Annotated in this window: 14 protein-coding genes; 6 read left to right on the plus strand and 8 right to left on the minus strand. The window is 30.9% G+C overall.

Translation table 11 applies throughout. The annotated features are described in order from the left end of the window. Positions 1-28 precede the first annotated feature (28 nt). The 5 genes from KO504_RS04130 to KO504_RS04150 form a co-directional block, all read right to left on the minus strand. A complete protein-coding gene (locus KO504_RS04130) occupies positions 29-328 on the minus strand; it encodes a type II toxin-antitoxin system RelE/ParE family toxin (RefSeq protein WP_215925070.1) in 300 nt (99 codons plus the stop codon). Continuing rightward, complete coding sequence (locus tag KO504_RS04135) at positions 321-572, minus strand: type II toxin-antitoxin system ParD family antitoxin (RefSeq protein ID WP_215925071.1); 252 nt, start codon at positions 570-572, stop codon at positions 321-323. Before KO504_RS04135 ends, KO504_RS04130 begins: the two co-directional genes overlap by 8 nt. A gap of 221 nt (positions 573-793) precedes the next feature. After that, positions 794-1,516, minus strand: a complete 723-nt coding sequence (locus KO504_RS04140; protein WP_215925072.1) for a T9SS type A sorting domain-containing protein — start codon at positions 1,514-1,516, stop codon at positions 794-796. 165 nt (positions 1,517-1,681) lie between these two features. Further along, complete coding sequence (locus KO504_RS04145) at positions 1,682-2,416, minus strand: hypothetical protein (protein WP_215925073.1); 735 nt, start codon at positions 2,414-2,416, stop codon at positions 1,682-1,684. Between the two features lie 149 nt (positions 2,417-2,565). Next, the gene (locus KO504_RS04150; protein ID WP_215925074.1) at positions 2,566-3,372 is read right to left on the minus strand and encodes an AraC family transcriptional regulator; all 807 of its coding nucleotides are present in this window, start codon (positions 3,370-3,372) and stop codon (positions 2,566-2,568) included. A 180-nt stretch (positions 3,373-3,552) separates the two neighbouring features. Here KO504_RS04150 and KO504_RS04155 point away from each other — a divergent pair, with 180 nt between their 5' ends. Further along, positions 3,553-5,061 carry a succinate CoA transferase gene (locus KO504_RS04155; RefSeq protein ID WP_215925075.1) on the plus strand — a complete coding sequence of 503 codons (1,509 nt, stop codon included), beginning with the start codon at positions 3,553-3,555 and terminating at the stop codon, positions 5,059-5,061. Positions 5,062-5,144: 83 nt separating this feature from the next. On the opposite strand, the gene KO504_RS04160 is transcribed toward KO504_RS04155, so the two are convergent. Together KO504_RS04160 and KO504_RS04165 are read right to left on the minus strand one after the other, a co-directional pair. Continuing rightward, positions 5,145-5,534: a VOC family protein gene (locus KO504_RS04160; protein WP_215925076.1), complete on the minus strand. Its 390-nt coding sequence runs from the start codon at positions 5,532-5,534 to the stop codon at positions 5,145-5,147. Between the two features lie 70 nt (positions 5,535-5,604). After that, entirely contained in the window at positions 5,605-6,168 is a 564-nt protein-coding gene (locus KO504_RS04165) for a hypothetical protein (protein ID WP_215925077.1), read from the minus strand. A 343-nt stretch (positions 6,169-6,511) separates the two neighbouring features. Here KO504_RS04165 and KO504_RS04170 point away from each other — a divergent pair, with 343 nt between their 5' ends. From KO504_RS04170 to KO504_RS04190, 5 genes are all read left to right on the plus strand, one after another. Then, positions 6,512-9,562, plus strand: coding sequence for a PAS domain S-box protein (locus KO504_RS04170; RefSeq protein WP_215925078.1), 3,051 nt, complete (start codon positions 6,512-6,514; stop codon positions 9,560-9,562). A gap of 70 nt (positions 9,563-9,632) precedes the next feature. Beyond that, entirely contained in the window at positions 9,633-10,013 is a 381-nt protein-coding gene (locus KO504_RS04175; protein ID WP_215925079.1) for a response regulator, read from the plus strand. 5 nt (positions 10,014-10,018) lie between these two features. Beyond that, a complete protein-coding gene (locus KO504_RS04180; protein ID WP_215925080.1) occupies positions 10,019-14,896 on the plus strand; it encodes a PAS domain S-box protein in 4,878 nt (1,625 codons plus the stop codon). Between the two features lie 187 nt (positions 14,897-15,083). Beyond that, the gene (locus tag KO504_RS04185; protein ID WP_215925081.1) at positions 15,084-15,497 is read left to right on the plus strand and encodes a hypothetical protein; all 414 of its coding nucleotides are present in this window, start codon (positions 15,084-15,086) and stop codon (positions 15,495-15,497) included. 11 nt (positions 15,498-15,508) lie between these two features. Then, positions 15,509-15,958 carry a DUF7793 family protein gene (locus KO504_RS04190; protein ID WP_215925082.1) on the plus strand — a complete coding sequence of 150 codons (450 nt, stop codon included), beginning with the start codon at positions 15,509-15,511 and terminating at the stop codon, positions 15,956-15,958. 29 nt (positions 15,959-15,987) lie between these two features. Here KO504_RS04190 and KO504_RS04195 read toward each other — a convergent pair whose 3' ends face one another. Continuing rightward, positions 15,988-16,605, minus strand: coding sequence for a DUF6134 family protein (locus tag KO504_RS04195; protein WP_215925083.1), 618 nt, complete (start codon positions 16,603-16,605; stop codon positions 15,988-15,990). Positions 16,606-16,608: the final 3 nt, after the last annotated feature.

The raw sequence follows: 16,608 nt of genomic DNA on the forward strand, positions 1-16,608 counted from the left end.
AACTCAGTTCTTTGTTGTGTGCAGTTTTTTATTCCGCTATTCTTTTCTTTAAGTCCATTCTTTCGTGCAATATTCTTGTTATCTCAACATAATTTTCATCCAGAGTTCTGTAAAAAAATATATGTCGATTTGCCTTAATTCCGAGAAGTTGTTTTGATATTCCTTCGTAGTTTTTTCCTAAATGAGGATTTTCTGCAATTTCTTGACAATCAGAAATTAGTCTATCGTAATATTTGTCAGCTTGTTTTTCCGACCAAACCTCAAATGTATAATCCCAAATCTTTGATAAATCCTCAACAGCTTTGTTCGTCAACTTATATTCAGCCATTCGAGTGCTTTTTCGCTTTTAGAGATTCAAGATGCTTTTTTGGGTCAAAATCGTGAGCTATTCCGCTGTCAATTCCTTCTTGTATTGCAGTTTTCAAAGCAATTACTTTGTTTTCTTCTTCCTCTAAAAGTCTCAATCCAGCACGAATTACTTCACTGACGTTTTTAAATCTTCCTTCACTAATTCGGCTTTGCACGAATTGGTCGAAATAATTTCCGAGTGATATTGATGTATTTTTGTTCATTTGATACTAATTTTAGCTCAAATATACCAAAAATTGGTATAAAAGTAAAATTTGCCTCAAATTGCACACAACGGTTTTGTATATGGTTTGTTGCGTGGTTTAGCACGTAATTTAGCAAATAAAAACCGAATAGAAAATCCGTGAGGATTTTCGTAAGTAGGCTTGAAACAGCCATTAATTATACACGGTGTTAGCAAAAGTATTTTAACTAAAATTTCATATCAGTATTTTATTATTTTTTTTCTTATAATTTGACCTATCTCATTTTGTAATGAAACGAAATATATTCCATCAGTTAAATCTTGTATATTAATATTAATACTAATTTTTTCTTCATTGTTTTCATACAGGTATAAAACTTGCTTGCCAAGAGAATTGAAAATTTGGATTGAGATATATTCAAAAGGTTTTTTAGAATCTATTTCAACCGAACTATTCTGTGCATTGTAAAATAAAGAAATATCATTTTTTTCATTATTTCCAATCGACAAAACCTCAGAACCATAAATAGCTTGATTACCATTAAATGACGTTATAATTAAGCTCATACTTTCATCACCGTTTGCAGTAATGGAATAGTCGAATGTGTTTCCATTATTATAATTCTCATAAAAGAAGTCAAAATAAATGCCTTCATAGATAGAATTTTCTGACTGCATACATCCTCCTCCAAGTGATTCGTATGGGCCATCCGAGAACGAAAAATTGTTACTAGTATTATTGAATTCTATTAATCCACCAATAGTTTCACAAGTTGTACCAAATAAATTAAAATATTCGATTGATTCATAGACATAGGAATCAAAATCTAAAGTCACGTATGTAATTTCTTCATTATTTGGTGGTAGATGACTATCGCTATCTATGACCAAATCCTGTAATATCCATATATTATCAAATAATATTTGGTCTTGAGCAAAGCTATTTAATGATATTCCAATCAATAATGTTAATATTCTAATTTTCATTCTAGGTTATATTTTTGCCAACGTTTATGTATAAGAATAGTTGCGGGTTTGTATGCGAGGATTTTCCGAAGGAAAATCAGACGTTACAAACACGCAACGACCTTTGATTAAGCACATAACCGCAATTATTTTTATACGGTGTTACCTACAGTTATTTTTTTTAAATAGTTCTTTAAATTCGATTATTTCAATTCGTTTTTTTTCATTTTCAGAAACTAATTCCAAAAAAATATATTTATCATTTAAATATAATATTTGAAAAGTTTGAATTTTCCTTTTAACGAGACATTCAATATTTTCCACATTCTTTAAATTTTCAGGTAACAGGAATGATTTATGAAAAATTTTAAAAACAAATGAAATAAAATATATAGAACCTATAAGTGATATTGCAATAATAATAGGGAAAATTAACTCACGAAACCATTCATTAAGAAAAATTTTGTTAATTCTTTTTTTACCAATAATTTCAACTAAAATCCCTATTAATAAGGTAGCTGAAAATAAAGCTGAATCTAAAAGAAATACATTTATCTCTTTATTTTTATTAAATCTGATTATAAAAAGGATAATAGGTAACGATAATATAACTGGTAATAAAAACAGTCTTATTTTATAAAGAATTCTAGGTTCTTTCTCAATATTAGCTGATAGATAAACTCCAAATTTAAAGGACAAATAAATTATTGAAAGGACAAATAAAATCAATAATCCATCAGCTATAACTTGTGAAATAGAGAAAAATCTTATGAATGAAGTGCTTATTTTTTGTAATTCAAACAGTTGCCAAAAACCTCCCAAAATTGTTGGAACAAGAAGTATTAAGGATAGGTTGCCTTTAACTAATTCTAATGTCTTTCTATTGTTCTCTGTCATTTTCTAATTGTAGGTAACGTGTTATATAAACATAATCATACCATTTATCCTTTTTGATATTCCGGATAAGAAGCGTTTTAACATGGTATTATAAGTTTATAAAATTAGGGAATAGTTTAGATATTTATATACGTGACTTTACGTATTTTTTAAGATTCGGTATAAATTTCGTTAGCTTTTCTGTATTCTGATGGACGTTTACCCATAACTTTACTAAAGGTGTTACTAAAGGTAGGCATGCTATTATAGCCAACCATATTTGCTATTTGAGATATGCTATAATCTGAATTCATTAAATATTCTAAAGATTTAAATATTCTTAATTGTGTATAGTATTTTATAAAAGACATGTTTAAGTCTTTTTTAAAAAGACGGTATAACGACTTGTCTGTCATACTAAAACTTGAAGCCAATTTGGGTAATAGGTGTTCCTGGTCTATTTTATCAGACATATATTTGGTAATGCTTATTAATCGGCTATCTGTAGGATGTGGAAGTTCTAAGTGTAGTGATTGTGAGACACTCTGTTCTAAAAGTGTTTTAAAAGCATATACAATTGGGTATTTGTTTGTTTGAGTTTTGATGATGTCCCCATTCCAATTTTTAGTAAATAATAACAATTCCATGAGCAGGTTGTTAATATGATAAATACCTTCTTTTTTGTAAAAGTCTGATGTCTGCGATGGCATTGGGAAATACAAGTTTCTCATAATTACTTTGGGAGAACTAGGGTAGATGGCGTGTTTTGTACCCGCAGGAATCCACATATAGTGCCTTGCTGGTAAATAATACATTCTGGTATTGGTCTTAACATGGACTACGCCACCTTCGGTATATAAAAACTGTCCTTTATCATGACTATGGTGTTCAATAAATAAATCATTCATGGTCGTATGGTAACAAAATATGCTTTTAGGGTTTTTGTCGACCTCTGTTAAATAATATTTATTGTTCATTATATAGGTAGCATTTGTGATGAATGCACTAAATTAATAATACAATGTCTTTTTTTAATAAAAAGACACTAAAAATCTTATATAAATTGCCAAAGTATTTTATTGAAAGCCCAATTGGTGGTTCAATTTTAATCAAATACGAGATTTTTTTTATCCCACAATTTATAAAAGACTCACATTATGCAAAGAATACATTACACCCCTTATTTAGATAAAATACAGACAACGGAACAAGCTGCTTTATTAATTAATAATAACGATGTTTTAGGTGTTAGTGGTTTTACAAAAGCAGGGGATAGCAAGGCTGTTTTGCCTATGGTTGCAGAAAGAGCTCTTTATGAGGGATTAAAAGTAACGGTGTTAAGTGGTGCATCTTTAGGCTATGATACAGATGCCAATTTAGCAAGAAATGGTGCCTTAGTTAAACGAATGCCATTTCAAGCAGATCCTACTTTAAGAACTGCTATTAATAAGCATGAGGTTCTGTACGTAGATCAGCACTTGGGACAAACTGCAGATATGCTACAAAAAATAGATACATTTAAAATTGATGTCGCTATTGTTGAAGCTGTTTCCGTTACGGCAGAAGGTTTTATTGTACCAACAACATCTGTAGGTAATTCTCCTATATTTTTAGAAAAAGCAGATAAGATTATTATTGAAATTAACACTAGTTTTCCTGAGAGCTTTTTAGGGCTGCACGATATAAAAGTATTAAAAAAACAACCTCATAGAGGTATTATTCCTATTCTAAAATCGGATACTAGAATTGGTGACCCATTTATTAGAATAGATCCTAGTAAAGTGGTTGCTATTGTATATACCGAAAAGCCAGATTCGCCTGCTGTGATTTCAGATCCGGATGAAAAAACGAAAGCCATATCCAATCATATTCTTGATTTTTTAGGTAAAGAAGTTGATGAAGGCCGATTAACAGAGTCGCTTTTACCATTACAAGCAGGTATTGGAAAAACAGCAAATGCTATTTTATCGGGTTTTACTAAAAGCCGATTTAAAAATTTGACCATGTATTCTGAAGTGCTTCAAGATAGTACTTTTGATCTTTTTGATGCTGGGAAATTAGAATTTGCGTCGGCATCATCTATAACGGTCACAGAAAAATGCGCGGATAACATATTTAAAGATTTTGAAAAATATAAAAGCAAATTAGTCTTACGGCCACAGAATATTAGTAATGCTGCTGAAGTTATTAGTCGTTTGGGAATTATTGGAATTAATACCGCTATAGAGTTTGATATCTACGGCAACGTAAATTCTACGCACATTACAGGAACAAAAATGATGAATGGTATAGGTGGCTCTGGTGATTTTGCTAGAAATGGCTACCTGAGTATTTTTGCTTGTCCTTCTACGTCTAAAGGTGGTTCTATTTCGCATATTGTCCCAATGGTATCTCATACCGATCATACGGAGCATGATGTAGATGTTTTGGTTACTGAACAAGGTTTGGCAGATGTAAGAGGTTTAGCTCCAGTAGAACGAGCGCGACTCATTATTAATAATTGTGTGCATCCAGATTATAGAGCACAATTGTTGGCTTATTTTAATAAAGCTTATAGTTTGGGCGGACAAACACCGCATATTCTTAAAGAAGCTTTTAGTTGGCATACCCAGCTTAAGACACAAGGTACAATGCACATGAATGACTATTCTAGTTGTGATGTTTAATTAGGGATAGAAATAGGGTAGAGGCAAGTTCTTTACCCTTTTTTTTATTCTAAATTAGAAGTGTTTAGTAACTTGTTGTACGGTTATAAAGTGGTGTCGTCATTGATTTCAATCCAATAGCCATTGGGATCTTGAAAGTAAACCTGCTTAATTCCGTCTTTTCGTATATAATCTTTGTTTGGTGTATTTAGCCAATCAGAGTATTCGATTTTTAAATCTTCTAGATGCTTAATAAATGCATCTATATTAGATGTTGCTAAAGCAAAGTGCACAGCTTTATTAATTTTTATTTCAGAATTTGGACGAGGAATTAGATGAAGTTGTTTTCCATCACTAAGAGATAGCCATCTTGTTTTAGAGTTTGAAGCTGTATTCTTAATTTCTTTAAGTTGAAGTGCCTTTTGATAAAATTCAATAGACGTGTTGACGTCTTTTACAGCAAGTGCTATATGATTAAAGGAAAAAGTATGCATTTGTTTAGAGCTTAAGATAATTTAAAGAAATAGTTAGGGGTGGTGTATGTACAACGTTTGTATTAGGTTATTAAAATCGATACCCAAGTCTTAAATGCAGGTTAACAGCAACATCGCTTTCATTTACTAAAATGACATGATCTTCTTTGAAGTAATGAACGTAACCGATTCCAATTCCTGTTTCATAAGTGAAATGACTTCCAAGATTTCTTCTCAGTCCCCAAGTTGGGATTATAGAAATATCACTTATAAAATTAATATTGTCTTCGTTAGAGATTATAAACCAATCAGGATGATATGTAATTTTTATGGAAATGAAATTACCACTATTTCCATCTATCCGTCTCGATTTTTCTTCTCTTTTGTTTAAATTGTAATACCAACGCGGTTCTAATGTTATTGTAGGTGTGAGTAAAAATCCATCAATATCATTAGTATCACTTCCATATATTCCTGTGTCAAGTCCCAGTTCACTTCTTAAAACGAATTGATTTGATAGTTTTGATTCATTATGCACCCAAATTCCTAAAATTCCCGTTTGGATTCCGTAAGTTGATTGCTCTACACTTGCATTTTGTGATTTTGCTATTAAAGTTAGTCCGCAGAAAGTTAAGGTCATTAAAAATCTTTTCATTTTGTGTAGGATTAGTGGCGTGTTTAGGTAACTAATTTAGCAAATAAAATGCAGAAATAAAGTCTGAGGATATTTTAGGGCGTTGAGAGCTTATAAGAAAAAAAACCAAAGGTGTGGATTTAAATTTGTTGATCCTTTGGTGTTACTTGCGCTAATACATAATTTAAAAGGAAGCGATTTCTTGTTTAAAGACGTGCAAATGAGTTGCTCTAAGGTTCGGAAAATTAAGCATAAATAATATGGGGAAACAGTTCTAAAAGCGGTTTACTTTGAGTAAACTATATTTTTATATATGTATTTCTAATTAAACACTTAACTTGTAAGAGGTTTAATTTACTAGCGCATGAATATCTATATTACTATTATATTACAATTTTCATTAATAGTTTCTAGCATCCTTATTTTATTTAGATTTAGGAAGAGTTTAGGCTTAGCTCCTCTTTATCTTTTCTTAGGATCTATTCAATATTTACAATCTCTTTCTGGTTCAAGAGTAAGTTTAATGGTTCTTGATGATCTGATCGTTTTCCCTGGATCTGTAATTATTTTTAGCTCAATTCTGTTCGCTGTCTTGTTAATTTATATAAAAGAAGGCGCTACGAGTGCAAGAGTACTTATATTAGGGATGATTATTTCAAACTTTCTGTTATTAGCCCTGTACAGTGTTACTTATGATCCAAAACTTACTTCACTAGCTGTAAATGAAACAGAATCAACATCGTTTTTCTTGTTAAATTATAGGTACTTTGCTGTTGGGAAAATTTTATTGCTTCTAGATTTTATTTGGATGGTTGTGATTTATCAATTTTTAATTTCAAAAATTAAAAAGTTACCCTTCTTTCTCGTGCTTTTTACATCTTTAGTAATAGTCTTATTTTTTGACGCTATTTTATTTAATTTAATATTTAATTATGGTGAAGACGATTTTAATCAATTATTATTAGGTCAAATTTTAGGAAAGTCTATTGCGGCTTTACTTTTATCTGTTATTCTTTATACGTATTTGAAATTTATAGATTCAGATGGTTGTAAGGCAACTTTTATTGCCAGTCAAGATCGCGATGTGTTTTCTATATTACAATACAAAAAAAGATATTTAGATTTAAAGGTTGAAAAACATGAATCTGAAGAAAAATTAACTAATCAATTAGAAACCTCTTTAAATAATATCTCGGATGGTTTTGTAGCGTTAGATACCAATTGGTGTTACACCTATGTCAATAAAAAAGCAGCAGATCTTTTAGGCAAATCAAAAGATGATTTACTAGGTAAACATATTTGGGATATATTTCCAGAAGGCAAAGGCTTGTCTTTTTATAAGGCTTACCATGAGGCTATTGAAACTCAAAAAACCATATATTTTGAAGATTATTACGAACCATTAGACAAATGGTTTGAAAACAGAATCTACCCTTCAAAAAAAGGGGTGACTATTTATTTTACAGATATTACGGAAATAAAGAAAGCAGACGCAAATAACGTAATGCTAGGTTCTTTAATAGAAACAAGTGACGAATTTATTGGATTAGCCACCTTAGAGGGGAAACCCATTTACCTAAATACTAATGGTCGGAAATTAGTAGGGTTAAATACCGATTTAGAACATATAGATTCAATCACAGATTTTTTCCCTCAAGCTTATAAAGATGTCATTATAAATGAGCAGTTACCTTATATTAATAAGAATAACAAATGGAGTGGAGAAACATATTTAAAGAATTTTAAAACGGGAGATTTTATACCTATTGAAAAGTCAGGGTTTTTAATAAAAGATCCAGAAACAAATAAACCCATAGCATTGGGTATTGTGGCTAAAGATATTACGCAACGTAAAGAAGCTGAGGAAAAACTAAAAAACAGTGAGCAACAGTTTAGGCGCTTAGCAGCAAATGCTCCAGTAGCTATTTTTCAATCAGATACTGAAGGGAATTGTAACTATGTTAATGAAGAATGGTTAAAATATTCCGGACAAACTTTTAGTGAAGCTTTAGGGTTTGGATGGTCTAATGCCATTCACCCAGAGGACAGAGATATGGTTTTAGAGCGTTGGAAAACATCAATTATGTCAAATCAAAGCTTATTAAAAGATTTTAGATTACTTCATAAAAATGGTGAGGTAAGGTGGATTTCGGCTAAAGCGGTTGGTGTATTTGATGTTAATAAAGAATTAACGAGCTACATTGGTATACTGAATGATATTACTGAAAGAAAAAAGGCCGAGGAGCAAGTCCTGAAAAGCGAAAGATATCTTGAAAATATAATAAATAATATTGCAGATCCGGTTTTTGTAAAAGATGAGCATAGTCATATACTATTAGCGAATAATGCTTTTTGTAATCTTTTAAACCTTGCAAAAGAAGATGTTATTGGTAAAACTTTAGCTGAAAATGTGTTGCCTTCTGAACGCGATGAAGCCTTCCGAATTGATAAAGAAGTCCTTGATTCTGGCATTGATAACATTAACGAGGAGACAATGACTTTAAGTAACAAAGAAACACTTATTATTTCTACAAAAAAGACACGGTTTGTAGATAGTAGTAATGCCAAATTTTTAATTGGTGTGATTAGGGATATTACAGAACGTAAGAAAGCCGAACTAGAATTAGAAAACTATAAGAATAATCTCGAAAAGTTAGTAGAAACGAGAACGGCTGAATTAGAAAAAGAAAAAGAAAAAGCACAATCTGCAGATTTAATGAAGTCTGCTTTTTTAGCAACCATGTCGCATGAGTTAAGAACACCTATGAATTCTATTATTGGTTTTACTGGGATATTAATAAAGGAATTGGCAGGACCACTAAATGAAGAACAAAAAAGACAACTTACCATGGTTAAAAATAGTGGTGAGCATTTATTGAGTTTAATCAACGACGTTTTGGATATTTCTAGAATAGAGGCAGGTAAACTAAAAGTAACGTATTATCCATTTGATTATTTAGCAGCTTTAGAAAGAACAATTGATTTTTTATTACCACAAGCCCTGGCTAAAGGGCTTAAAATGCGCACTGAAATTGCTGAAATAGATATTACGCTTATAAGTGATGAACGAAGAGTTGAGCAGATATTTTTAAACTTACTTTCTAATGCTATAAAATTTTCTAAAATCGGAACAATCCTTGTGAAAGTTCAGGTTATTGATGATTATGTTGTAACCGAAGTTATAGATGAGGGTGTTGGCATACAAAAAGATGATCTCGTTAGGTTATTTATGCCTTTTGTTCAGCTTGAAACAGGGCTAAGTCGCAGTCATGAAGGGACCGGTCTTGGTTTAGCAATTTGTAAAAATTTAATAGAAAAGTTAGGAGGCACTTTGCAAGTCTCAAGTGAAATAGGAGTAGGAAGTAATTTTACTTTTAAATTACCGCTTAAGCATTCCAATAAAATAAATGAGTAATAAATTATGAGACTCAACTAAATGTAATATATTTAAATTTCTAGAATGTTGGTTTTATACCCCAAAAAATATGAGTCCATCTATCTTAATAATTGAAGATAACGAACAAAATATGTATATGTTATCTTACCTACTTACAAATAGTAATTATAATGTATTAAAAGCCTATAATGGTGTTGATGGATTACAGTTAGCACATGATAATCATCCAGAAATCATTTTAATAGATATCCAACTACCAGATATGGATGGTTATGAAATCTGTGCTAAGCTTAGGCATAATGGGTTGCCAAAAAATACAACCTTAATTGCTGTGACCTCTTATGCTATGGGAGGAGATAGAGAAAAGGCACTTGAAGCAGGTGCGGATGGTTATATAGAAAAACCTATAAACCCTGATACCTTTGTTGGTCAAATGGTGAGAATTTATAAAATAAAGCAGTCGAAATAGTATTTATGAAAACCATATTAATAGTAGATGATATCTATGAAAATCTTTATTTGCTAAAAGTTGTACTTGAAGAAGCTGGATACAAAGTTCTTGAAGCAAATGATGGAAAAGAAGGTTTAGGTATACTAAAGAATACTTATGACAATAAGGATAAGGTGGATCTGATAATTTCAGATATTTTGATGCCTGTAATGGATGGCTATATATTTTGTCAAGAATGTAAAAAAGATAAAAAATTTAGTCATATTCCATTCATTTATTATACCTCCACTTATACAGAAAAGCTTGACGAGGAGTTTGCTTTGAAGCTTGGTGCTGTTCATTTTTTAAGAAAGCCTACAGATCAAGAAAAAATACTAAAAGTTATTCAGGGTGTTTTAAAAGAAGATCAGACAACAATAAAGTCTACTAAAGGTATTCAATACTCTGAGCAAGAAGTTTTAAAACTCTATAGTGAGCGACTCATTAGTAAACTAGAGCAAAAAAAAATAGACTTAGATAAAGAGGTGTCCGAAAGGATAAAAGCAGAGCAATTATTAATTCATAAAAATGAAATTTTAGATTTAATTGCTTTAAATACACCCATCGATGAGATTTTTAATAAGTTACTTTTAAATTTTGAATCGGTTCATCCAGAATATTTTGGTTCTTTAAGTTTACTAAATGACGATGGTGTTCATCTTAATCTTGTCGCGGCGCCTTCAATGCCAAAACCTTTTGTTGAACTAACTAAAACGGTTGAAATAGGAGAGAGTCAAGGCTCTTGTGGCACAGCTGCATTTACAAAAAAACCTATAATAGTTTCAGATATTAGCACTGATAAATTATGGGTAAATTATAAAGATATAGCCTTAGAGAATAACTTAAGGTCATGTTGGTCATTGCCTATATTATCCGAAAACAATGATGTTTTAGGAACTTTTGCAATTTATAGTAAAACTATAAATACGCCTTCATTACAAGATATTCGTGAACTAAAACTAACACGAAGTCTAATAAGTGTTGTTATAGAAAAGTTTAAGATTATAGGCGAAATTAAAAAGAAAGATGAGTCGTATAAAGCCTTAATGAATCAAGCAAGTGATGCCATACTCTCTTACTCATTAGATGGCACCATACATACATTTAATAAAGCAACGTATCAAATATTAGGCTATACTTTAGAGGAATTTTCAAAATTAAGTATTCATGATTTTCTTGTTGGAGACTTTATTTCAGATCAAAACCTCTATGATAGGATCGTTAAGGGTGAATCTGTGCTTTTTGAAAGGCAGATGAGGTGCAAAGATAATACAATAATTGATCTAGAAATCACAGCAAAGAAGCAACTAGATGGTAAGGTGTTGTCTATTGGACGGAATATAACAGAACGTAAAAAAGTAGAAGCCAAACTTAAGGAAAGTGAGTATTATTTAAAGCAATCACAAATCGTTGCTAATTTGGGGTCTTATGTTGTGGATTTAAAAACCGAGTTTTGGGAAGGCTCTGACGTTTTAGACGAACTTTTTGGTATTGATGCATCCTATGAGAGAACTGTTAAAAGTTGGAATGCTCGTATTCATCCTGATGAGCAGGAAGAATTGTTAAGTTATTTTGAACAGTGTGTAGCAAATAATGAACGCTTTAACAAAGAATACAGAATAATAAAATACAATACAAAAGAAGAAATTTGGGCTCATGGTATAGGAGAATTAGTTTTTGATGAAGAAAATAATCCTATCAAATTAATTGGTACTATTCAAGATATAACGGATCGTAAAAAGTCTCAAATTAAACTTCAAGAAAGCGAATATAGTTTAAGACAGTCTCAAGTAGTTGGTAACATTGGTTCTTATGTTCTAGATTTAAATACAAGAATATGGGAGTCTTCAGCAGTTTTAAATAATGTTTTTGGTATTTCGGAATCCTATGTAAAAACCATTGATAGTTGGGTAGATATTATTCATCCAGATGAAAGAGAGCAGATGTTAAATTATTTGGAAAATGGAATCAAGAATAATAGAAAGTTTAATAAAGAGTATAGAGTTGTAAAATTAAATACTAAGGAAGAGATTTGGGTACATGGTACTGGAGAATTTATTTATGATAAAGATGGGAAATCTATAAAAATGATTGGGACGATGCAAGATATTACCCATCGTAAGAAATCAGAAATAAAACTTCAAGAAAGTGAATATAATCTAAGACAATCTCAAATAGTTGCTAATATTGGTTCTTATACAATTGATTTAAAATCTGGTGCTTGGGGAAGTTCTAAAGTGCTAGATAAAATTTTTGGTATAAATGAATCGTATGTGAAATCCGTGGACGGTTGGATTGCTATTATTCATCCAAATCATATTGAGAAAACGGTAGAACATTTTACTAATGCTATTAAGAACAGAAAAAAAATAGATATAGAATATAAGATTGTAAAAATAGATTCAAAAGAAGAAGCTTGGGTTCATGCCTTTGGCGAATTTATTTTTGATAGTGATGCTAATCCTGTAAAAGTCATTGGGACCACACAAGACATTACCGAACGAAAAAATAATGAATTAGAATTAAAAGTTGCCAATGAATTTTCATCAAGCCTTTTAAAATCAATGCATGAAGGCTTGTTTGCTATCAACTTAGATTCAGAAATAATTAGTGTAAACCCTTCGTTTTGTAAAATGACAGGTTTTACAGAGGAAGAATTATTAGGTTTAAAACGTCCCTATCCGTTTTCTCCCCCTGAATTAAAAAAAGAGAATGATAAACGTTATAAATTATTAATACAGAATAAAAACACTAAAGATTATGAAAACATATATATGCGTAAAAATGGGGAACGTTTTCCCGTGCATGTTATGGTGTCAAGTATATATGATGAAAATGGAATAAAGACAGCCAATTTTGCTACCGTAGAAGATATTACAGAACGACGAAAAGCTGAAATTGACTTAAAATTAGCGAAAGATTTTAATGACAAACTAATGATGTCTATGCAAGAAGGCTTGCTTATATTAGATATGTTAGGTAAAATTATTAAAGTCAATGAATCCTTATGCAAAATACTTGGGTATTCAGAGCAAGAACTTATAGGTTTGGAGTTGCCGTATCCTTTTGCGAAAGCGGAGGATTTGGAAAAAATGGAAAATATAAAGTTAAAAGTAGAAAATGATGAAGCTCCATCCTTTCAGCTAGAATTTATTAGAAAAAATGGTGACCAATTTTACGCTTCGTTTTTAACAGGTACAATAAAAAATGATAATGGAGAAGTTATAGCAATTTTTGCTACTGTAAAGGATAGTTCTGAAGAAGAGAAAGCAAAAAAGGTTCTTGAACAGAACGCCAAAAAATCGTTAGAACGGAAAAATGTTATTTTAGAATTGGCCAGTTTGGTGGGGAAGGATTATAAAGAAGCATTAAATAAAATAACTGCATTAGCAGCCAAAACATTAAATGTTGATAGAGGAAGTATTTTAAAGTTTAACAATGATAGAACAAAAATGCTTTGCGAAAAGTTATATCATCTAAAAAATGACTCCTACGAAAAGGGACAAGTTTTTTGTAAAAAAGGCAATGAACGCTTTTTTGCAACTATAGACGAAAACAAAATAGTTAGTGCGACAGATGTTCTATCTCACAAGTTGTTTCAAGGGTCGTTAAATACGTATTTCATTCCATTAAATATCAAATCTAAATTAAGTATTCCGATACAAGGAATAAATGAAGTTTATGGGATCTTGTGTTTTGAGCATTTAGATACATTACATGAATGGAGTAGAGACGAAGAAGAGTTTGCTACTTCTATTGCTAACTTAGTGTCTTTAATGATTCAAAGTACAGAACGAAAATTGGCAGAAAAGGCATCGGCTATAGCAAATCATCAACTTACATTAGCTAATGAAGAGCTTAATAAACTTAGGGATCAATTAGAGCAAGAAAACGTATATCTAAGAAACGAATTAGATTTAGTGTTTAACTACGAGGAAATGGTTTATGGAAGTACAGAGTTTAGCAATGTATTAACTGAAATAGAAAAAGTAGCGCCTACAAATGCAACAGTGTTATTGCTAGGGGAGTCTGGAACAGGAAAAGAATTATTAGCAAGGGCCATTCATAATATTAGTGCCAGAAATAATAAACCTTTAATTAAGGTGAATTGCTCAGCCATACCAAGAGAACTTTTAGAGAGTGAATTATTTGGGCATAAAAAAGGATCGTTTACAGGGGCGTTTAATGATAAAATAGGAAAGTTTGAATTAGCACACAATGGTACTCTGTTTTTAGATGAAATAGGAGAATTGCCTCTAGATATGCAACCAAAAATACTGAGGTTTTTACAAGAAGGAGAAATTGAGGTTGTTGGTGGTGCTGGTACAAAAAAGTTAGACGTAAGGGTTGTAGCGGCAACTAATCGAAATTTAAAAGAAGAAATTGCAAAAAAACGTTTTAGAGAGGATTTGTTTTTTAGGCTTAATGTGTTTCCAATTAATGTACCTGCACTTCGTAAACGAAAAGATGATATACCTTTGTTAGTGGAGCATTTTGTAGATAAGTTTAATAAAGATTATGGTAAAACTATTAAATATATTGCTGATGAGTCTATGAATAAACTTAAGCTTTACGATTGGCCTGGTAATATTAGAGAGTTAGAAAATCTAATTGAACGTGCAACGATTTTATCTACAGAAGAAACGCTGTTTATTCCAGGGTTTGAATCATCTAGTCAAACGGTGAATCCAATAAATAAAAAAGACTTATCATTAGATGTTGCGCAACGTAATCATATTCTTCATGTATTAGAGCAATGTAAATGGAAAATAAGTGGGCCAGATGGTGCTTCTAACTTATTGCAAATCAAGCCTAGTACATTGCGAGACAGAATGAAAAAGCTAGATATAAAAAAGCCTTAATAAAAACGGTATTCCGTTAATTTGTAAAAAAACAAAAAAAGAAGTCGCGGTATTCCGTGACTTTTTTAATGCATTCATTCTTAATGGTTTAGGTTTAGGTGCTTGATTGTTAGTGTTTTGTGTGCTGTTTTGTTAAAATGTTTTTGTTTTGGCATATCAATTGGTATTACAATTCAAAACAAATATTATGGGAGATGTAATACAATATGATGGCATTAAGCTTTGGGTAGATAAGGAGGTAATTCGCTGTAAATTAAGTCCTGCTTTTTTTAAAACGTATGACAAGACAAAAACAGAAGAGGCATTGTATAATGCTATTTCTACTTTATATGATAGAGAGTATAAGCCACTTCTATTAGATTTAAAACAATTAAACAGTTCTGATTCGATAGAGATATTTATACTCATCTCTAATAGTGTTTCAATAAACACCTTAGTACTTTCTAGAGTGTTTTTAGTGCGTTCTACTAGTTTAAAAATTTTATTAGCAATAAACAATATTACAGGTAATAAGGTTGTTCCTAATAAAATACACACAGATTTTAATGTTGCGCTAGCATACTGCCAAAACAATTATCAGATTTTTAATAGAGTTAGTTAATAGTAAATAGTATGTGTAAAATTATTGGATTTAATAATGCTGTATTTTGGACAGATGAAACAGGAATTCTTTACTGTGAGTTTAGTAATAATGATCCAAATTTTAAATTAGAATTAAATAACGTTAAGCTATACATTAAAGCTATTACAAAATTGTGCGATGGTAAACCAATGCCATTTCTCATAGATTTAAAAGATACTTGTGGTACTTTTTCTGTGTCTGCAGCTAAATTAATGGCTCATAATCCTGAATTAATTAAATTAAGAATTTCAGAGTCTTATGTTATTAATACATTTGGAATGAAATTGTTGTTGTCTTTTTATAAACGTTTGTATGATAGAGTTACTCCGTTTGCTATTTTTACCGATTTAGAATCAGCTAAAGCATATTGTTTAGAAAGAAAAGATAAGTTTTATAAAGGTACTGCGCATAATTTATCAATAAATAGACATGGAGTGTAATTTGTTTTTAAGTGTTAATTCTGTGGCTATTATTTGTTTCTAGCAATAATGTCAAACTTAATTAATCCTCCGTCTATATTAGCCCTTTTTAAAAGCCCATTTTTGTAATAATAATTGTTTTCTCGCTCTTTGGAATTCACTTTCTTGTATGCATGATTTCCCAACGCTATTATGGTGTTAAAATTTCCAGTCTGTTCAGAATAACAGCGATCTACGTGCTTTGGCTCTGTAAAGTATAGCAGAACTGTTGCATAATATATAGGGTCTTTTACAGTTTCTTTATCCTTTTCATTTTTTAAAACCTGATAGCCCGTTTCACTCTTTTTAGTAAACGTTTTGGCATGTGGCTTATCATTTATAGTGATGTCTACGTTAGATGTTTTTAACATATTACCATTAAAAGTAACATTGTACTCATGGTTTACATTAATTTTTTTTATAATTCGAGTTTCAATAGTTGTAGAGCTTTGGTAATAGGTTAGTGAATCATTACTCGTTTTAGTGGCTTTTAGGCTGCCAATTGTTTTATTATTGTACACAATGTCAAAGTAAAGCGTTTCTTTGCTTGTAGAATTGGTTTGAGATGCAATGGTATTATTAATAGTTAAACATAGTAGCAAAAGTACCATGGTTTTGATCTGATTCATGAT

The organism is Winogradskyella psychrotolerans (genome assembly GCF_018860565.1).
GTDB classification, from domain to species: domain Bacteria; phylum Bacteroidota; class Bacteroidia; order Flavobacteriales; family Flavobacteriaceae; genus Winogradskyella; species Winogradskyella damuponensis.